Origin of the sequence: Exiguobacterium sp. s26, from assembly GCF_018618235.1 — a bacterium.
GTDB classification, from domain to species: domain Bacteria; phylum Bacillota; class Bacilli; order Exiguobacteriales; family Exiguobacteriaceae; genus Exiguobacterium; species Exiguobacterium chiriqhucha.
Window position 1 is genome coordinate 361,688 of record NZ_JACSLS010000001.1, and the last position, 19,252, is coordinate 380,939.

The 19,252-nt window shown below is 51.8% G+C and carries 14 protein-coding genes and 2 pseudogenes; 11 read left to right on the plus strand and 5 right to left on the minus strand.

Annotated features, from left to right (window positions below; genetic code table 11):
• Positions 1-31 precede the first annotated feature (31 nt).
• The 4 genes and pseudogenes from KNP82_RS01815 to ptsG (KNP82_RS01830) form a co-directional block, all read left to right on the plus strand.
• The gene (locus tag KNP82_RS01815; protein WP_029595123.1) at positions 32-349 is read left to right on the plus strand and encodes a YuiB family protein; all 318 of its coding nucleotides are present in this window, start codon (positions 32-34) and stop codon (positions 347-349) included.
• A 105-nt stretch (positions 350-454) separates the two neighbouring features.
• A complete protein-coding gene (glcT, locus tag KNP82_RS01820; protein WP_021065527.1) occupies positions 455-1,300 on the plus strand; it encodes a glucose PTS transporter transcription antiterminator GlcT in 846 nt (281 codons plus the stop codon).
• A 217-nt stretch (positions 1,301-1,517) separates the two neighbouring features.
• Positions 1,518-3,017 (plus strand): annotated as a pseudogene (gene ptsG / locus KNP82_RS01825) (glucose-specific PTS transporter subunit IIBC); the annotation flags it as partial.
• A 140-nt stretch (positions 3,018-3,157) separates the two neighbouring features.
• A pseudogene (ptsG, locus tag KNP82_RS01830) lies at positions 3,158-5,095 on the plus strand (glucose-specific PTS transporter subunit IIBC); the annotation flags it as partial.
• A 137-nt stretch (positions 5,096-5,232) separates the two neighbouring features.
• On the opposite strand, the gene ptsP reads toward ptsG (KNP82_RS01830), so the two are convergent.
• Positions 5,233-6,951: a phosphoenolpyruvate--protein phosphotransferase gene (ptsP, locus tag KNP82_RS01835; RefSeq protein WP_021065530.1), complete on the minus strand. Its 1,719-nt coding sequence runs from the start codon at positions 6,949-6,951 to the stop codon at positions 5,233-5,235.
• A gap of 329 nt (positions 6,952-7,280) precedes the next feature.
• On the opposite strand from ptsP, the gene KNP82_RS01840 reads away from it, so the two are divergent.
• Together KNP82_RS01840 and KNP82_RS01845 are read left to right on the plus strand one after the other, a co-directional pair.
• Complete coding sequence (locus KNP82_RS01840; RefSeq protein ID WP_214826858.1) at positions 7,281-8,723, plus strand: leucyl aminopeptidase; 1,443 nt, start codon at positions 7,281-7,283, stop codon at positions 8,721-8,723.
• Between the two features lie 135 nt (positions 8,724-8,858).
• Complete coding sequence (locus KNP82_RS01845) at positions 8,859-9,518, plus strand: DUF429 domain-containing protein (protein ID WP_058764053.1); 660 nt, start codon at positions 8,859-8,861, stop codon at positions 9,516-9,518.
• Positions 9,519-9,522: 4 nt separating this feature from the next.
• Here KNP82_RS01845 and ytvI read toward each other — a convergent pair whose 3' ends face one another.
• Positions 9,523-10,650: a sporulation integral membrane protein YtvI gene (gene ytvI, locus KNP82_RS01850; RefSeq protein ID WP_214826861.1), complete on the minus strand. Its 1,128-nt coding sequence runs from the start codon at positions 10,648-10,650 to the stop codon at positions 9,523-9,525.
• Between the two features lie 85 nt (positions 10,651-10,735).
• Between ytvI and KNP82_RS01855 the strand changes: the two genes are divergently transcribed.
• Positions 10,736-11,524, plus strand: coding sequence for a MazG nucleotide pyrophosphohydrolase domain-containing protein (locus KNP82_RS01855; RefSeq protein ID WP_214826864.1), 789 nt, complete (start codon positions 10,736-10,738; stop codon positions 11,522-11,524).
• Between the two features lie 127 nt (positions 11,525-11,651).
• A complete protein-coding gene (locus tag KNP82_RS01860; protein WP_214826866.1) occupies positions 11,652-13,595 on the plus strand; it encodes an N-acetylmuramoyl-L-alanine amidase in 1,944 nt (647 codons plus the stop codon).
• Between the two features lie 54 nt (positions 13,596-13,649).
• Here the strand turns inward: KNP82_RS01860 and KNP82_RS01865 are convergent, their stop codons facing one another.
• The 3 genes from KNP82_RS01865 to KNP82_RS01875 are packed head-to-tail and all read right to left on the minus strand — an operon-like array spanning position 13,650 to position 17,450.
• Positions 13,650-14,690 carry a ribonucleotide-diphosphate reductase subunit beta gene (locus KNP82_RS01865; RefSeq protein WP_021065536.1) on the minus strand — a complete coding sequence of 347 codons (1,041 nt, stop codon included), beginning with the start codon at positions 14,688-14,690 and terminating at the stop codon, positions 13,650-13,652.
• Entirely contained in the window at positions 14,647-15,153 is a 507-nt protein-coding gene (locus KNP82_RS01870; RefSeq protein ID WP_021065537.1) for a flavodoxin domain-containing protein, read from the minus strand. The genes KNP82_RS01865 and KNP82_RS01870 overlap by 44 nt, the downstream gene beginning before the upstream one ends.
• Positions 15,154-15,182: 29 nt before the next feature.
• On the minus strand, positions 15,183-17,450 hold the full coding sequence (locus KNP82_RS01875; RefSeq protein WP_214826869.1) for a ribonucleoside-diphosphate reductase subunit alpha: 2,268 nt from the start codon (positions 17,448-17,450) through the stop codon (positions 15,183-15,185).
• A 509-nt stretch (positions 17,451-17,959) separates the two neighbouring features.
• On the opposite strand from KNP82_RS01875, the gene KNP82_RS01880 reads away from it, so the two are divergent.
• The 3 genes from KNP82_RS01880 to KNP82_RS01890 are packed head-to-tail and all read left to right on the plus strand — an operon-like array spanning position 17,960 to position 19,251.
• The gene (locus KNP82_RS01880; RefSeq protein WP_021065539.1) at positions 17,960-18,193 is read left to right on the plus strand and encodes a DUF1871 family protein; all 234 of its coding nucleotides are present in this window, start codon (positions 17,960-17,962) and stop codon (positions 18,191-18,193) included.
• Positions 18,194-18,205: 12 nt separating this feature from the next.
• Positions 18,206-18,454: a NifU N-terminal domain-containing protein gene (locus KNP82_RS01885; protein WP_021065540.1), complete on the plus strand. Its 249-nt coding sequence runs from the start codon at positions 18,206-18,208 to the stop codon at positions 18,452-18,454.
• Positions 18,451-19,251, plus strand: a complete 801-nt coding sequence (locus tag KNP82_RS01890) for a glycosyltransferase family 2 protein (protein WP_021065541.1) — start codon at positions 18,451-18,453, stop codon at positions 19,249-19,251. The genes KNP82_RS01885 and KNP82_RS01890 overlap by 4 nt, the downstream gene beginning before the upstream one ends.
• Position 19,252: the final 1 nt, after the last annotated feature.

Consider the following 19,252-nt stretch of genomic DNA (forward strand, 5'->3'; position numbering starts at 1 on the left):
ATAATAGACAACGGGAAAAGGGGGCAATCGCATGCATATTATCCAGGCTGTCATTGGGGCGATTCTTTATTTGGTCATCTTCTTCAGCATCGGCTTCATTTTGAACATGCTGCTTAAAAAAACATGGACGCTCGTGTTCATCTATCCGATTTTCGTCATTATGATGATTGATAACGTCAAGCTCTCGAGTTACATCACTGAGACATCGACTGCGCTCGCCAACGTTTACGAACGCGTGCTCGGCCTTCAATTTCTGGATGTGTTCATGCTCGGTTTCGGGTTGCTCGGTGCGATTTTGGCTGGAATCACGATTCGCTACTTGCGCAAGAGTGGTTATTCAATGTTTTAAAGACGACAGAAATGTTCGTCTTTTTTGTTTTCCGCCTACTTTTTTAGGGGATGAACCGATATACTTAGTACGAAACGATTATAGTGAGTAAGGGATGCGATACGAATGACATTACCGATGTATACGATCAAGAAAGTGTTGAATAATAGCGTTGTCATTTGCCAACATGATCCGGAACCGGAAGTCATTCTACTCGGGAAAGGGATTGGCTTCGGCAAGAAAGCGGGCGATCTCGTCGACCCGGCCAGTGTCCCGGAGAAAGTGTATCAACTGACGGACAAAGAAGAGCAATCGCAATATCGTGAACTCGTCAAACACGTCGACGAGGACTTTATTGCTTTCATGCAAGAAATCGTCGGCTTTATCGAGAACAACACCGGTAAAAAAGTCGACCAACATATTCATATCGGTTTGACCGACCACTTGTTCTTCACGATGAAGCGGATTGAACAAGGGATGGAAGTCACGAATCCGTTCTTGCTTGAGACCGAATCGCTCTATCCGAACGAGTACGCGCTCGCCGAACGTATCGTCGATATGATTCACGAGCGGCTTGACGTGTTATTGCCGGACGCGGAGATCGGTTTCATCGCGCTCCACATCCATTCGGCGACGACGTTCAAAAACGTCCTCGAGGTCAATCGACACAACCAAATTATCGGGCAGATCGTTCAGACGATTGAGAGTCGTTTGAACGTCAAAATGGACCGGAGTTCACTCGATTATAAGCGCTTACTTCGGCACTTAAGGTACGCCGTTGAGCGGGTTGCGACGGGTGAGATGGTGGAGGCCCCACAAAAAATTGAAAAGGTATTGCGCGAAGAATATCCGCTATGCTATAGTACTGCTTGGGAGCTGATGGGCATCATGGAACGCGAATTAAAGCGTCCGGTCCCGCGAGGTGAAGCGACATATTTGACGATGCATCTCCAGCGCCTAACAAGTAGATAACTGATACCACGTATCTTACGTGTTACTGATTCGATCAGGCATGAGTAAGGAGTGGAACGCACCGATTTCTCTATTAGGAGAGGTCTACGTTCTATACCTTATTCATGCCTGTTTCTGTTTTTATAAACGTTTATTATGAAAACGTTTAGATACGTCGGTTGTCTGACATCTACAGTCGTCTTTCCGCACGAAACAATCACAAAAAGGAGGATTTATCATGTTTAAGCAGATCTTTGGTGTTCTTCAAAAAGTCGGTAAAGCACTTATGCTTCCTGTTGCGATTTTGCCGGCAGCCGGTCTTCTTCTTGCATTCGGTAACGCGATGCAAAACCCGGCCCTTACATCACGCGCTGGTTGGTTAACGAACGAAGGCGTTGTGAAATTCGCTCAGCTCATGGAGCAAGCGGGTGGCATTATCTTCTCGAACTTAGCACTCTTATTCGCAGTCGGTGTCGCGATCGGTTTAGCAGGGGACGGCGTTGCCGGACTCGCAGCCATCGTCGGATTCCTCATCATGAACAAAGTTATGGGTGTTTGGCTCGAACTCACACCTGAAATCATCGCACAAGGTGATCCGGCTTACGCATCAGTACTCGGGATTCCAACGCTCCAAACTGGGGTATTCGGAGGGATCATCGTCGGTCTGATCGCCGCCTGGGCATATAATAAGTACTTCAACATCGAGTTGCCACAATTCCTTGGCTTCTTCGCTGGTAAGCGTTTCGTCCCAATCGTTACTGCAGTATTGGCAGTTGTCGCTGGTTTCGTCATGCTTCTCATCTGGCCACCAGTTCAGCACGGCTTGAACACGTTCTCAAACTTCATGTTGACTGAAAACCGCACGTTCGCGGCATTCATCTTCGGTTTGATCGAACGTTCATTGATTCCATTCGGTCTTCACCACATCTTCTACTCACCATTCTGGTTCGAGTTCGGCTCGTACACGGATGCAGCGGGTAACATCGTTCGTGGTGACCAAGCTATCTTCTTCGCACAAATTCGTGATGGCGCTGAGCTCACAGCCGGTACGTTCATGACTGGTAAGTACCCGTTCATGATGTTCGGTCTTCCAGCAGCAGCACTCGCAATGTACCACGAAGCACGTCCTGAACGTAAAGCAGTCGTCGGTGGTCTCTTGGCTTCGGCAGCACTTACATCGTTCTTGACTGGTATCACTGAGCCGATCGAGTTCTCATTCTTGTTCGTTGCTCCACTCTTGTTCGCAGTACACGCAGTCTTCGCTGGCCTTTCATTCATGGTCATGCACATCTTGAACGTCAAAATCGGGATGACGTTCTCGGGCGGTTTGATCGACTACCTTCTCTTCGGTGTACTTCCTAACCGTACAGACTGGTGGCTCGTCATTCCAGTCGGTCTCGTGTTCGCAGTCGTTTACTACTTCGGATTCCGCTTCGTTATCCGTAAGTTCAACCTTAAAACACCGGGCCGTGAAGATGAAGTCGTTGAGCAATCAACTGCTACAGGTTCGGAACTTGCACAAGATATCCTCGTTGGTTTCGGTGGTTCACAAAACATCAAACACCTTGACGCATGTATCACACGTCTCCGCGTCGAAGTAAAAGATAAGAGCCAAGTCAACAAAGAAGAGTTGAAACGCCTTGGGGCAGCTGGTGTCCTTGAAGTCGGTAACAACATTCAAGCCATCTTCGGACCACGTTCGGATGCGTTGAAATCAGAAATGCAAGCGGTCATCGCTTCAGGTAACGAAAAGAAAGCTAACTAATTGAAGCTATAAGCCAATCCATTATGGGTTGGCTTTTTTTGTATGGGTGAAACGGTTTCAGCCTACTGGCAGATGGGGAAAAGTAAGTATTCTGACAAAAGGAGGGAACCATGGTGTGGAAGAAAGTGTTTGGTGTTTTGCAGCGAATCGGGAAGGCACTCATGCTTCCGGTTGCGATTCTACCGGCAGCCGGTCTATTACTCGCATTTGGTACGGCGTTCCAAAACCCTGATCTCGTTTCGCTCTTACCTTTCTTGGCAAACGATTCACTCGTCCTCGTCTGGCAGGTCATGACCGATGCCGGGGATATCGTGTTTGCCAATCTAGGTCTACTGTTCGCCGTCGGTGTCGCCATCGGGCTAGCCAACGGGGACGGTGTTGCCGGGTTAGCAGCTATCGTTGGTTATTTAATTATGAACAAGGTTATCAGCACGTGGAACGGTATTACCGCGGAAATTGCCCAGGGTGACCCGGCTTATGCGACGGTACTCGGGATTCCGACGCTCCAGATGGGGGTATTCGGCGGTATCATCGCCGGTTTGATTGCCGCCTTCGCCTACAACAAGTACTTTAACATCAAGTTGCCGGATTTCTTAGGGTTCTTTGCAGGGAAACGGTTCGTGCCAATCGCGACCGCCGCGTTCAGCTTATTGATCGGGATTGCCCTCGCCTATATTTGGCCGCCAATCGGTTCAGCGATCAACACGTTCTCGAGCACGATCATTGAAGCGAACGTCGCGGTCTCCGCCTTCGTCTTCGGTTTGGTCGAACGTTCACTAATCCCGTTCGGTCTGCATCACATCTGGTACTCTCCGTTTTGGTTCCAGTTCGGGGAATATACGAACCAAGCGGGGGATCTCGTCCAAGGGGACCAACGGATCTTCTTCGCCCAGCTTCGTGACGGGGTCGAATTTACAGCCGGTACGTATATGACCGGCAAATTCCCGTTCATGATGTTCGGATTACCTGCCGCTTGTCTCGCCATGTTCCATACTGTCCCGAAAGAACGTCGCAAAGACGTTGAAGGACTTTACTTCTCAGCAGCCCTCACTTCATTCTTGACGGGAATCACCGAGCCGGTTGAATTCTCGTTCGTCTTCGTTGCACCTCTTCTCTTTGGTATTCATGCCGTCTTCGCTGGACTTTCCTTTATGACCATGCACTTGCTCAATGTTAAAATCGGGATGACATTCTCGGGCGGACTCATCGACTATCTCTTGTTCGGGGTGTTGCCGAACCGGACAGCCTGGTGGCTCGTCATTCCAGTCGGTCTCGTTTTCGCGGTCATCTATTACTTTGGGTTCCGTTTCGCAATCACGAAGTTCGACTTGAAAGTACCGGGACGTGAAACCGTCGCCGAAGGCAAAGGCGCCCGCGCCGTCGTCGGAGATGATTTACCGTATGAGGTGCTCGTTGGACTCGGTGGACCGGATAACATCAAACACCTCGATGCTTGTATCACACGCTTGCGTGTCACTGTGAACGATGTCAAACAAGTCGATAAAGACTTGCTGAAAGATTTGGGAGCGGCCGGAGTGCTCGAGGTCGGGGATAACATTCAAGCCATCTTCGGTCCGAAATCGGATACGCTCAAATCGCAAATCGCGGCCATCATCGAAGGCGGCGAATATAAACCGAAAGAAAAAGCTGTCATCACACCGGAAGCGGCTGAACATGCCGACCATCGATTCCTTGCCCCGATGTCGGGTGTCATCTTATCGCTTGACGATGTGCCGGACCAAGTCTTCTCGGGCCGGATGATGGGTGAAGGATTTGCCATCGAGCCGAGCTCGGGACAAGTCGTTGCGCCGGTCACCGGTCAAATCACCACGTTCTTCCCGACGAAACATGCAATCGGCCTACTCGCGGACGACGGACGAGAGATTCTCATCCACGTCGGACTCGACACGGTCAACCTGAAAGGAGAAGGCTTCGTCGCCAAAGTGAAAGAAGGCGACCGGGTCGAAGCAGGGGACGTCTTGCTCGATGTCGACCTCAACTTGATTCGTGACAAAGTCCCATCGCTCATCACGCCGATCATCTGGACGAACGGAGACGGCAAAATCGTCGTCGTCCCATTCGGAGAGACGGTCGTCGCCGGGGAAGCGCTCGACTTCAGAACGGATGACAAAGGAGCCGAGTAAACAAAAAAGAAGCTCTCGCAACCGCGAGAACTTCTTTTTTTGTGTTACTTCTTAATATCGAATTTTTCACTGAGGAAGTTCACGACTTCTTCAGCTGTATCCATGTTGAGGACGTCGTTGACGATTGCTTCTGTTTCCGACTTCGTCAAACGTTTCACGAGGCTACGTGCGCGAAGGACGCTTGAAGCCGACATCGAGAATTCGTCAAGACCGAGTCCGAGCAGGATTGGAATCGCAAGCTCTTCTCCAGCCATCTCTCCACACATACCGACCCATTTACCGGCTTTGTGTGCTTCTGTGATGACGTTGTGGAGCAAGTTCAAGATGGCCGGGTTGAACGGTTGGTACAAGTACGAGACTTTCTCGTTCATGCGGTCCGCTGCCATCGTGTATTGAATCAAGTCGTTCGTGCCGACTGAGAAGAAGTCGACTTCTTTCGCGAATTGCTTCGCCATGACGGCAGTCGATGGAATCTCGACCATCATCCCAGTTTCGTAGTTACCGACAGCGATTCCTTCTGTCTTCAATTTTGCTTCTTCTTCGAGCAAGATGGCTTTCGCAGCACGGAACTCTTCAAGCGTCGCGATCATTGGGAACATGATGGCGAGATCACCGTGCGCTGAGGCACGGAGAAGCGCGCGAAGCTGTGTGCGGAACAAGTCCGTCTCTTCGAGGCAAAGGCGAATCGCACGATAGCCGAGGAACGGGTTCATCTCTTTTGGAAGGTCGAGGTAAGACAATTCTTTATCTCCACCGATATCGAGCGTACGGATGACGACTTGTTTGCCGTCCATACCTTCGATGACTGCTTTATAAGCTGTATACTGCTCTTCTTCCGTCGGGAACGTTTCCGAGTCCATGTAGAGGAACTCGGTCCGGTAAAGACCGATGGCGTCAGCGCCGTTTTTCAATACGCCTTCGAGGTCGTTCGGTGTACCGATGTTCGCTGCAAGTTTGACCTTGTGGCCGTCGGCTGTGATCGACTCTTCGTTGACGAGTTGTTTCAACTCTTCTTTATACGCTTCGAATGCAGCGCGTTTTTCGTTATATTCGTTGACGAGTTCTTCAGACGGGTTGACGAACACGTCGCCCTCTGTCCCGTCGATGACGACGAGATCGCCATTTTTGATTTCTTCGAGTGCTACTTTTGTACCGACGACGGCAGGGATCTCGAGTGAACGAGACATGATTGCCGAGTGAGATGTACGTCCACCGATGTTTGTCGCGAATCCTTTGACGTACTTACGGTTGAGCTGAGCTGTATCAGACGGCGTCAAATCTTCAGCGATGATGATGACTTCTTCTGAGATTGAGGCTGGCGTCATGAACGTGACACCGAGAATGTGCGCCATGACACGTTTCGTGACGTCACGAACGTCTGCTGCGCGCTCACGCATGTACTCGTTATCCATCGATTCAAAGATCATGACCATCATTTGAGCGACTTCATCGAGCGCCTTCGCAGCGTTCATGTGTTCGCTTTCAATTTTGTCGTTCACTTGTGAGACGATCTCAGGATCCTCGACGATGAGCAAGTGAGCCGAGAAAATCTCTGCCTTGTCTTCACCGAGCTCACGAAGCGTGATTTGACGGATTTCTTCGAGTTCTGTTTTTGACTGAGCGATGGCCGCTTGGAAACGGGCTTTCTCAGCTGCTACGTCCTCGATTTTGTTTGTCGGGATGTCGAATGAAGGTGTCTCCATGACGAATGCTTTCGCAACTGCGATTCCTGCAGATGCGCCAATACCTTTAATGTGTGACATAAGCGTAGTCCCTCTCTTCAAAGAAATAGTGGTTTCCAATGTTATCTCGTTAGTTCTTACCCGAAATGAAAAAGGAACTAACGAAAACCTGGAAGATTAAAGTAGCAACGGTCTACTACTAGGGGAAGCCTCGACCGAACAAAATGGCCTCGCCTCAACAGTGAGGGATGCCTGATTGCGTACTTTCTTATCCTATCATAAAATAAATCATCGTCACAACGAGGAGTTAACGCCTGAATTCGAAGAATTCATGACTCTTACGCATACTGTTTCATTATTTCGCCGAAGTTCGTTATGCTAACCATATATAAAGAAGGGAAGTGGCAAACATGTATCAAGTGAAGGATTTAGATTGGAACGGTTCATATGACACGATCGTCGTCGGAATCGGTGCTGCCGACACGATTGACGAAGGACTCGATACGTTGTTTAATGGGCGCGTCAAGTCGCTCATCCAAGCATCGGATATCTCGACGAAAACAGGGGAACTGTCCATCGTCCCGACGTTCGAAGGAACGGTCAAACGCATCCTATTCGTCGGTCTTGGACAACGCAACGAGAATACGCCTGAGAACGTGCGCAATTGGTTCGGGAAAGTCGCGAAACAAATTAAAGCACGCGCCTTCACAAACGTCGCGGTCGCGCTCGACACGTTCGGACCGAACACGGCGAAACTGTTTGCCGAAGCGTATGAGATGGCGACATATGAGCACCCTACATACAAATCTGAACCGAAGCCGGCGAAGTCAGACGTGACGATCACGTTGCTCGGTGCTGGTGTAGAGGAAGAGGCGTTGACGGGTGCCGCTTACGGACGCGGGGTCAATGTCGCACGGACGCTCACGATGATGCCGGCCAATATTTTGACGTCGGAAACACTCGCGGACTATGCGGTCGAATTGGCCGAACGTCATGGCTTCAGCCATCGCATCTTGGAGAAGGAAGAGATGGAGGCGCTCGGGATGGGTGCACTGCTCGCCGTCAATCAAGGGTCGCCCATCCCGCCGAAATTGATTGTCCTCGAATACCACGGTGCAGGCGATGCAGCGCCCGTCGCCGTCGTCGGAAAAGGAATCACGTTTGATACGGGTGGTTACTCAATCAAGCCGAAAGACGGCATCGTCGGTATGAAAGGCGACATGGGGGGCGCGGCGACCGTGCTCGGCCTATTCGAGACGCTTGCGACGACGAAACCGAACGTGAACGTCATCGGCGTTATCCCATCGACGGACAACATGATTTCGGGGGACGCGTTCAAACCGGATGATGTCATCACAGCGATGAGCGGGAAGACGATTGAAGTGCTCAATACCGACGCGGAAGGTCGTCTTGTCCTCGCCGACGCTGTCACCTTTGCCAAGACGTATGAACCGCAAGCCATCATCGATGTGGCGACGCTAACGGGCGGTGTGCTCGTCGCGCTCGGCACAGAAGTGACTGGTTGCCTGACGAACGATGCGTCGCTCTACGGCGCCTTAGAAGCTGCGAGCCGAGAGACGAATGAACTCGTCTGGCAAATGCCATACTTCGACGTCTTCATTAAACAAGTCCGGAAATCAGAAGTCGCAGATTTGAACAATTCGCCGGGCCGTTATGGGCATATGATCTTTGGTGGCGCGTTCGTCGGTGAGTTTGTCGGCGACACGCCTTGGCTCCACCTCGATATCGCCGGGACGAGTGAACGTTCGGCGGCAAGCGATCTCGGACCAAAAGGACCGACTGGGGTCATGGTGCGAACGCTCGCATTGATGCTCGAAGAGTGGAAACGTTGAAATCAGGATTGTTATTGATTGGCTTAGCCGTCGTCTCCGGACTCGGATACACGGCTTGGCCGAGTCAATGGTTGTTAGGAGTGACCGTCTTATGTGCGGTGCTCGGAATATTGTTTTTGATTCAGGAGGGACGACGTGGTCGGAGTAGGAATTGATGGCGCGCGCGGGAGCTGGGTACGAATCACGTACGACAGCATCTCGCTCTGTTTGACCATCTCAGAAAAGTTGGAAGATTTATTGATTGAAGGGGCGGTTCATTTTGTCGACATGCCGAAAGACTTGGCGACGATTGATGCGCCGGACCGGTCGTGTGATGCCTGGATGCGGTCACAACTGAAGCAGCGGAAGTCGTCCATCTTCACGCCGCCGATTCAAGACGTGCTCATGGAGGCGTCCTATGCCGAGGCGAATGCGAAGAGCCGGGAACTGGTCGGAAAAGGGATCAGTAAACAGGCGTGGAACTTGGTGCCGCGTATCCGTGAGTTTCAAACGATCACGGATGCGGATGTCTACGAGTCGCATCCTGAAGTGTGTTTTGCCGTCATGACGGGGAACGAGGCGGCCTTCAGCAAGAAGACCGAGGCGGGAGAGCTCGAACGGATCGAGTTGTTGCGCCGTTATTCGAACAGCTCGCCATGGAAATGGAAGATGTCGAACGTGCAAGTCGATGATATCATCGACGCCTGTATTTTGGCCGTTGCCGCCTATGAGGCGGGCACGACCGGGATGGTGACGCATCCGGACCAAACTGAAGGGGCACCGTTCGTGGCGGTACCGAAGACAAAAGAGCGATGACGTGTCATCGCTCTTTTGGTGTCGTCGGCCCGATGACGAACTTCCACATGTAGTGGAACACTTGGGCGTTATAGAGGGCTTTGAGCAGGACGGCCAATACCGGCCCTAAAATGAAGCCGAGTACCCCGAACAGCTGGAGCCCGACAAAAATCGAGATGAGGGCGGCGAGCGGGTCGAGGCCGATGTGAGAGCCGACGATTTTCGGTTCGGCCAGATTGCGTTGCACGATAACGACGATATAGAGGACGACGAGCCCAATCGCGAGGAACCATTCGCCCGTGACGGCGGCATAGGCGGCCCACGGCAATAACAGCGTTCCGACACCGAGGTACGGCAACAAGTCAAAGATGGCCGCGAGCAGGGCGAACGAGAACGGATTGTCGACATGAAGGATGAACATGCCGATTAAGACGATTCCGAACGTGATCGAGATGAGCGTCAATTGCGCGCGGACGTAACCGAACAGTGCCGAGCGTAAATTCGTCATGACGAGCTCGAACTCCTTAAAGCCTTTTCGTTCATTCAAGCGAGCGATGGACTTCATATAGTCCGGCCAGTCTTTCGTGATGAAGAACCAGGCGAGCACGATGACGATGAACAAGAGCAAGACGAGCGGCAACGCGCTCAAGATGTCCTGCAACAAGCCGGCGACACCTCGGGACAAGACGCCGATCGCGGCGCCGAGTTGGACACCGATTTCGGTGATACCGCCTTCGAGCGAGTTCGCCTGTTCGGGGTTCAGCCGTTGGATGCTGTCGTACGCATCGTTGACCAACGGGGCGAGTTTTTCATTGAATAGGCGTTGTATGTATTCGGTGAACGTTTCAATCTGGGCAGGCAGTTTTTCGGCGGCAATCGTCAAGTAGCGAATGAGTTGCGTCACGACGATGGCGATGATTCCGCTGACGACGCTCATGACAATCAACAAAGAAACGAGTGTGCCGAGGGCGCGTGGTAACTTGGTCTCACGCTCGAACCAATTGACGAGTGGAACCGTCAACAAGGATAACAAGAGAGCGAACACGAATGGATACGTGTACGTGAAGAGGACACTCAGTCCCCAGATGACGAAGACGAGGCCGATGATGACGAGCAGGAAACGAAGTAATTGCCATAGTCTGGCTGGCGACAAGATGCATAGCCCCTTTCTTAACAATTTGATTGAGCATAGTATACCACGCAGGCGGTAAATAAAGAGGATGGATAGGTGATTAAATATGAAGGAATTACAACGACGAATCGATCAAATGATTATTCATTTAGGTGGCTATTGGCGGCCACTATCGGGGTTGGCCCGACTGCTAGAAGAAGTCGGTGAAGTCGGCGGAGCATTGTATGCGAACGACCAATCGGCGCTACGGGAAGAACTGATGGACGTGTTCGTCATTTCGACGTGTCTGGCGAACCAGTACGCCATCACGCTTCAGCGTCAAGAGGCCGGAAATGGTCAGGAGGCGCAGGACAAGACGTACTATCGGCTCGTTCGTGAGGCCGGGGAAGTCGGACGGATTTTAAACGCCTATGAAGGGGACAAAAAACTGAAGGCGTCCGCGACGCCGGGTTCGTTGCAGCGACATATCGAGGCTGTACAACGAGCGGTCCTCGACCTTGCGTCCCAAAACGACTTTGATTTATATGCAGCGATTGTCTCACTCATCGAAGACAAGTCATCCCGGGACTTCGGACGTTTCGACCATACCCCGGACCCGATCACGGAAGCGTCGGTCCGCGCCTACGTGGCGTATGTCGAAGGACGCTATTGGGGTGGAGTAGCGGCTAAACCTTTCGAGGAGGCGAGCCGATATAGAGAGCGAGAAAGGCATTTGACGCGATTTTTAAAAATTGCCGAAGTGGAAGGGCTTGATGGATTCGTGATCCGTCAGCCAGAGCCTCCGCTCCAAACAAACGGCTCGTTGACTGCAGCTTTCCAGCTCCCGGACTCTTTCGTGGTCGAGACCGAGCGGCATGGTGCCGATTCGTTCTTGATTGTTCGAAAACAAGGGTAAAAAACATTCCCCTTTTTTGTAAAAAGTATTCATAATTTTTTCAAATATTTACTTTTTTAATAAAAGCAATGTGCTACTATGAAGGTGTTGTCAGTTGCGATGCGCGTAGAAGAAAGGAATATTTTGGATGAATATGAAGCTTTTTAAACTTGCCCTCATCATGATCGTCTTGTTGTTTTCAATCCAAATACCGTCAGCTGAAGCGGCTACTTTGGAAGGAGAAACAACTGTCAATCTGAATGTGCGCGCTACACCGAGCACGAACGGGAAATTGATTCACACGCTAAAAAAGGGAACAAAAGTAAAATATGGAACTTATAACAAAGAGTGGAGCAAAATATATTTAAACAGTCGTACGTATTATGCTTCAGCACAGTATATCAAGCGAATCGCTACACCATCTTCGACCGTAACGAAGCAAGCGGCCACTTCGACAGGCGTGACCACGGTCAACTTGAATATCCGTGTGTCCGCCCATAGCAAAGCGACTGTCTATCGGACGCTCAAAAAAGGCACGACCGTCCAATATGCGGTCCACAACTCGTCTTGGGCAAAAGTGTATATCGGCGGCAAAACGTATTATGCGGCCAAAGCATACATTGCCCCGAAAGTCGTCGCCTCGACACCGACCGTGACGAAAGAGGATGGTTATGCCAACCGATCGTTGAAGCTGTTCGGTGAACGAAATCAACGGTCGACCGTATTGAAGGTGCTTCCGGTCAAGTCGAAAGTCGTCTCGAGCAAGTACAATACGAGCTGGTCAATCGTCTATCTCGGCAATGAGACGTTCTTCACGCCGACCGCTTGGATTACGTCGGGAGCGCCAGCCACTCCTCCGGCGACGACAAAACCGCCAGTAGTGAAAACGAATGGTTACGCGAACCGTGAGTTGAAGCTGTTCGGTCAGCGCAATCAACGTTCAACGGTGTTGAAGGTATTGCCGATTAAGTCGAAGGTCGTCTCGAGCAAGTACAACACGAGCTGGTCGGTCGTCTATCTCGGGAACGAGACGTACTACACGCCGACAGTTGGGATCACGACGGGTGCGCCTCCGGTAGCAAAACCGCCGGTAGCGAAGCCACCGGTCATTCAAAAAGTACAAGGCTATGCGAATCGGAATGCGAACCTCTACAAGAAAACGCTTCAGTCTTCACCGGTCGCTCGCGTATTGCCGAAGTATACGACCGTGACTTACAGTAAACATAATTCGAGCTGGTCGGTCGTCTATATCGGAACGGAGACGTTCTATACGCCAACGTCTTGGCTGACGGCTGGAAAGGCCCCGGCCGCCCCTGCGGCCACGCCGAAAGGGAAAGTGTACACGAATACACCAGGAGACGTGTTGAACGTTCGGGCGAGCGCTTCGGCGAGCTCGGCGGTTCTCGGTCGCCTCACGCACGGGACTCAAGTCGACCATTACGGTTCGGCGAACGGTTTCTATAAAATCAAGTACAATGGCCGCGATGGCTACATCTCAACGGCTTACGCGATGACGCTTAAACCGAATGCAACGAGTGGCGCCGTCATCGTCCTCGATGCGGGACATGGAGGCGGTGACCCGGGAGCGGTCAATGGATCACTTTATGAGAAGACGATCGTCCTCGACGTGACGAAGCGGGTCGAGACGTATCTTCGGTCGAAATATGGATATCAAGTCCGGTTAACGCGCTCGACGGACGTCTATTTGACGCTCGATCAACGCGTTCAGACCGCTAAGACACTTCGCGGCAACTTGTTCGTCAGCTTGCATACAAACGCAGCGACGACGCCTGCGGCCAAAGGGGTCGAAACATTCTATTCGTCTTATTCGGCCCATAGCGCCAAGAGCCGTGTCCTGGCGACGAATATCCAATCCAATCTGATGGGGAAAATGTCCGGGATGACGAACCGTGGCGTCAAGACGGCGAACTATTATGTCATCAGTTATAATACGATGCCATCGGCCCTCGTCGAACTTGGCTTCATCTCATCTCCGCAAGACGTCACACATTTACGAAATAACACCTCGCGTCAACGGATGGCGGAAGGCGTCGCAGAAGGAATTGCCCAATATGTACGTGCCTATCATTAAGCTTCATTCATTATAAAAATCCCCCGACTCATCGTGAGTCGGGGGATTTTGTGCTTACAGGTCGTCGAAGCCGTTGGCGTCGGTGACTTTCGCGTACGAACGTGATTTTTGTTCGAAGAAGTCTGACTTGGTCGCGTTCAATGAATCATCTGAATAAGCGCGAATCCATGGCATGACATCCTCATTGAACCCTTCATACAGATCGTTCAAGCCGATGACGCGGAGACGCTTGTTGGCGAGGTATTTGACGTAGTCGCGCATCTCGCTGACGTCGAGTCCATCGAGGTCACGCAACACATACTCACACCATTCGATTTCAAGGTCGACGGCTTCCGCCATCGTGTCGTAGACGAACTGGCTGAAGCTACCGTCCGCGTCAATCTCCGGATTTTCCGTCAAGACGGCCCGGAGCAACTGGCTGACGAAGTAGGAATGTTGCATCTCGTCGCGCTGGATGTAACTGATCATCGTCGACGTGCCGACCATCTTCTGATGGCGCGCCAAGTTATAGAAGTAGGCGAAACCGGAATAGAAGTTGATGCCTTCGAGGATGATCGAGGCGACGAGCGATTTGGCAAACGTCTCGGCCGTTTGATCGGCGCGGAAGTCCTCATATAAGTCCAAGATGAATTGGTTGCGTTTCATGACCATCTCGTCGTCCTTGGCGATATCGAAAATACGATTTTGTTCGCTGAGCGGGACGAGGCTCGAGAGGACGTAGCTATACGATTGGTTATGAACGACTTCTTGCTGAGCGATGACGGCGAGCACGGCGTGCACCGACGAGTCGGATGAGAACATTGATGACTCGAGGATGTAACGCGTCTGCACCGAGTCAAGGATTGACAGCAGACCGATGATGCGTTTGAAGGCATCCTGCTCGCGCTCCGTCAACTGTGGCCATTGCTGCATGTCTTTGGACATCGAAATCTCATCCGGGATCCAAAAGTTCGAGAGCAGTTGCTTATAGATGGTATAAAACTGTGGATAGGCGATGTCGTTCCAATTCACGATGGAACTCGTCTCGCCCCCGATAATGGCTGTCGCCCGGTTAGGATGTTTGGGCGACAGTAGTTTGATCTTTTGAATGTTCATGGACATATACTCCTTCTTCGGCATTTCTAGCCAACCGTTCGGCCCAATGACGGACGTTGTACGGTTGATTGCGCGGTGATTGCTCGATTTTCAACGTTTCACCGGCGAGGGGGATCCCGTACTTCGAAAGGTGGTACGCCATCTCATCGACCGCTCGACAGAAGTGGACGAACATCTTGTCCCCGGTCCCGAATACGGCGGCTTGGCGAAGCGGCACGTCGAGCTCTTTCAAGACGAGCCGGAACGTGTCTTTCATCTCGTCCGGCAAGACGCCGTCGGCCCACGTGTACGATCCGAAATAGACGAGGTCGTACGTGGCGAGCGATCGGGCTTCGCGATGGCCGATGCGGTCCGCCTCGAACAAGACGACGCGGTCGCCCCGATTAACGTGGCTTTCCTGAATCAATTCGGCGACTTCTTCTGTATTCCCACTCATGGAACTATAGACGATGGCGATGTGCATGGTCGTTCCCACCTTTCTGTTACGTGACGTTATGAAGCACACGATTCACATTCGTCGACTTCAACAGTCGTCGAACGCGTGTAGTAGATTGATTTCATTCCGAGCGACCACGCCTCGAGGTGCATCGAGAGGAGTTCGGTCGCTTTGACGTCGTTTTTGACGTACAGGTTGAAGCTGATTGCTTGGTCGATGTGACGCTGGCGCGCCGCGTTTTGACGGATGCTCCAGAGTTGATCGACTTCGAACGCTGATTTATAGAACCAGTTCGTCTCCGAGTTGAGGTCAGGGACCGTCACCGGAATCTTATAGTTTTTCTTCTCTTCCGAGTAGACCTTCTTATAGACCGGGTCGATTGACGCGGTGCTGCCAGCGATGATGGCCGTCGACGAGTTCGGAGCGACCGCCATCATATAGGCGTTGCGGACACCGTTTTGATGGACCGCTGCGGCGAGACCGTCCCAATCGAGTTCGTCGTGTGAGCGGTAGTTGCGGCGCTTGAAGTACTCACCCGTGTGCCATTCCGATCCTTCGAAGACCCCGAACGCGCCTTTTTCTTTGGCGAGTTCCATCGAGGCTTGAATCGTCAAGTAGGCGATTTTCTCGTACAGCTTCTCCGCGTACTGGACGGCATCGACCGATTCCCAACGGATGCCCTCAAGTGCGAGCAAGTGATGCCAGCCGAACGTGCCGAGTCCGACGGCGCGGTATTTCTGGTTCGTGATCATCGCTTGTGGCACTTCGATCGTGTTCAAGTCGATGACGTTGTCGAGCATCCGCATTTGAATCGGGATGAGTCGCTCGAGGACGTCCGATTTGACGGCTCGGGCGAGGGCGATTGAGCTCAAGTTACAGACGACGAAGTCACCAGGTGTCTTCGTGATGACGATTTTTCCGTCTTCCGTGTACTCTTCATCGATTGTCGTCGGCGACATGTTTTGCGCGATCTCTGAGCAGAGGTTCGAGCTGTAAATCATGCCCGCGTGTTTGTTCGGGTTGGCACGGTTCACGGCGTCGCGGAAGAACATGTAAGGCGTTCCTGTCTCGAGCTGTGAGCGCATGTACCGTTTGACGAGGTCGATGGCCGGCACCGTGACGCGAGTCAGTTCAGGCGTATTGACGCACGCCATGTATTTCTCCGTGAATGAACCGCCGTTCTCTGTCTCATCATAGAAGTCTTCGAGGCTGAAGCCCATGACCGTCCGGATCTCGTGCGGGTCGAACAAGTGCCAGTCACCGCGGGCTTCGACCGTACGCATGAACAAGTCTGGCAAACAGACGCCCGTGAACAAATCGTGGGTCCGGAGACGCTCGTCCCCGTTATTCAATTTCGCATCGAGGAACTCGAAGATGTCCTTATGCCAAATGTCGAGGTAGACGGCAATAGAGCCTTGGCGCATGCCGAGCTGGTCGACCGAGACGGCCGTGTTGTTCAACTGTTTCATCCAAGGGAGCGCGCCGCTCGAGACACCTTTGAAGCCTTTGATGTCACTGCCGCGTGAGCGGATCTTGCCGAGATAGACGCCGATCCCGCCGCCGCCTTTCGAGAGCGTGGCCACGTCCGTGTTCGAATCGTAGATGCCACGGAGTGAGTCGTCGACCGTATCGATGAAGCATGAGCTGAGCTGCCCGTACGATTTCCCGGCATTCGAGAGCGTCGGTGTGGCAACCGTCATATAGAGGTTCGAGAGTGCCCAGTACGCTTCTTCGACGAGTTTGACGCGCTGGTCGGCGTTCTCCTTTTGCATGAGCGTCATGGCGATGACCATGAACCGCTCTTGCGGTAACTCGTATAGGTTCTTGACATGGTCACGGCCGAGATAACGGTCCGACAACGTCCGGAGACCGATGTAAGTGAACATGCGGTCGCGTGACGGGTCAATCAACGTCTCCAAGTAGGCAATGTCTTCTTTTGAGTACGTATCGAGTAGGGCCGACGTGAAGATGCCTTTTGTCGTGAGCGTCTCAATCATCGGATAGAGCGCACCGTAACGCATCGAGGCGTCATAGCCACGGTTTCGTGCCGCTTCTAAATAAAGGCGGTTTAAGTACATCTCAGTGGCAACGAACGTCCAGTCCGGCTCTTCTGCCTGCAACATGTCGAGGGCGTGCATCGTCAAGAGTTCATATACTACATCTTGTGTCAGTGTCTTTCCTTCGAGCGCCCGAACGGCCCGTTCTTCATATCGTTCAACACTGAGTTGTGGGTAGCGTTGTTTAAGGGATTGGATCAATGGCGAGACGTCAGCGAGCGTTGGCGTCGCAGCCAACAGCGTCTCGTGGTGGATAGGGGATGTCAAAACGATCACTCCTTCTTCGGATGTAGATATTATAAAGGTATAGCGGAACTTGTCCGATACGACGTCAATGTGAGCGGAACGTGATAAATATCCGTTAACTATATATTGACGTTTTCTTCTCTTTTTAATCATAAATCACCTATATTTAGTTTTGCAATCTTGACATTCGGCAAACTGCAGACGCTTGAATTACTTTTACTCAAAAACGGCGCTGTCATCCGATTTGAGATGAGATTTGAGATAGAAAAAAGTTTGAGCGACGGTTAAACGACAGCACATTCATTTTTATGTAAGCGGTCAATCGAGAAGCGAACGACCTCATTCGGCAGTCGCCTTCGTTGTTTTTTGAGAAAATCCTGCTTCTTTTCACTGTTGATTCATTACTATATATAGTGGTCGCTTGTTTTTGAAAACGAGGGAAATTCGAACGCTCACTAGCATCGGATTGAAAAGTGAGGTAGATTGAGGGAGTACGATTTGAAATCAAGGTAAAAAGAAGGGTTTAACAAATGAGAGCAGAAGACTTATTATTAGCATGGGACCCACTCGGTTACGGGCTTGGGTCGTATGGACCAGAGTTTGATGATATCGCCTTGGCGCTCATCCACATCGACACGATCGATGAGTTGGATGAAACGATTCGCCGGATTTTGACAGACGCGTTCGGCGACTGTCCGACCGAATCGGAAACACGGGCCATGGCGGCACACTTACTCGCGTCTTCAGAATCTTGTCACTTATAAGGGGGAACCACGATGTTACGTATCGATCCAACACCGAATCCAAATGCAATGAAAATCACACTTCCTGAGAACGTCTTCGGCGCGAAAAGCCAAAGCGTAAAAGCTGGCGAAGAGACGGACCAACCGCTTCTCGCGAAACTCGTCGCCATCGAAGGCGTGGAGAGCGTATTCGCTTATGGCGATTTCGTCACGGTATCAAAAGAGAATGGCGTGAGCTGGGAAACAATCTTGCCACACGTCGAAACTGCTTACCGCGGATGAACCCGCTCGTTTCCATCGTCATCCCGGTCTATTCACGGGAGACAGAACTGACCGAACTGCTGGAAAGCCTGGTCGTCCAGACGTTTCAACAGTTCGAAGTACTTGTAATCAATAATGACGGGCCGCCAAAACAGCATCTTTTGGCGCCTTTTTTGAATCGATTGTCGATTCGTTATATCGAACTTGGCGAGAACCATCACGTCAAAGCCCGCAATCTCGGCGTGCAAGAGGCGAACGGCGAGTATGTCTTGTTGCTCGACGATGACGATCTGCTCATGCCGACACATCTCGAGCAGGCGCTCGAGGACATCCGCGCGGCCGACCTCGTCTTCACGGATGCGGAACTGTTCCGCTTCATATGGGAAGACGGACGCCGACGCGTCACCGACTGGGAAGCGTTCGCCTACGACCTCGATTTGGAACGACTCCGTCAAGACTCGACGTTCATCCCGTCCGGCACGCTGTATCGAAAACAGCTCCACGAGACGATTGGACCGTTCGACGAGGATGTCTATAACTACTGGGACTGGGATTTCATTCTACGTGTCAGCGAAGTCGGGACGATTCGGCATCCCGCGCGCGCGACCGTGCTATACGCGTTCAACGGCACGGACAATCTGTCGGCCAAACAAGATGAGACGCGTCGTCGTTACTTTGATCGGTTCTGTCACAAGCACGGCCTCGTCAATATGGAGATGAAAAACTTCCATATCGTTCAAGCCGAGCGACGGGACTACGTGAGACAGACAGAGAGAACGTTCACAGGGGCGTTCCCCGGTAGAACGGAAGGAGAATAAA

What these genes read in the sequence shown, in the direction of transcription:
- KNP82_RS01815 (WP_029595123.1), top strand. Translation starts at nt 32, where the DNA reads ATGCATATTATCCAGGCTGTCATTGGGGCGATTCTTTATTTGGTCATC.
- glcT (WP_021065527.1), top strand. Translation starts at nt 455, where the DNA reads ATGACATTACCGATGTATACGATCAAGAAAGTGTTGAATAATAGCGTT.
- ptsP (WP_021065530.1), bottom strand. Translation starts at nt 6,951, where the DNA reads ATGTCACACATTAAAGGTATTGGCGCATCTGCAGGAATCGCAGTTGCG.
- KNP82_RS01840 (WP_214826858.1), top strand. Translation starts at nt 7,281, where the DNA reads ATGTATCAAGTGAAGGATTTAGATTGGAACGGTTCATATGACACGATC.
- KNP82_RS01855 (WP_214826864.1), top strand. Translation starts at nt 10,736, where the DNA reads ATGAAGGAATTACAACGACGAATCGATCAAATGATTATTCATTTAGGT.
- KNP82_RS01860 (WP_214826866.1), top strand. Translation starts at nt 11,652, where the DNA reads ATGAATATGAAGCTTTTTAAACTTGCCCTCATCATGATCGTCTTGTTG.
- KNP82_RS01865 (WP_021065536.1), bottom strand. Translation starts at nt 14,690, where the DNA reads ATGAACATTCAAAAGATCAAACTACTGTCGCCCAAACATCCTAACCGG.
- KNP82_RS01870 (WP_021065537.1), bottom strand. Translation starts at nt 15,153, where the DNA reads ATGCACATCGCCATCGTCTATAGTTCCATGAGTGGGAATACAGAAGAA.
- KNP82_RS01880 (WP_021065539.1), top strand. Translation starts at nt 17,960, where the DNA reads ATGAGAGCAGAAGACTTATTATTAGCATGGGACCCACTCGGTTACGGG.
- KNP82_RS01885 (WP_021065540.1), top strand. Translation starts at nt 18,206, where the DNA reads ATGTTACGTATCGATCCAACACCGAATCCAAATGCAATGAAAATCACA.
- KNP82_RS01890 (WP_021065541.1), top strand. Translation starts at nt 18,451, where the DNA reads ATGAACCCGCTCGTTTCCATCGTCATCCCGGTCTATTCACGGGAGACA.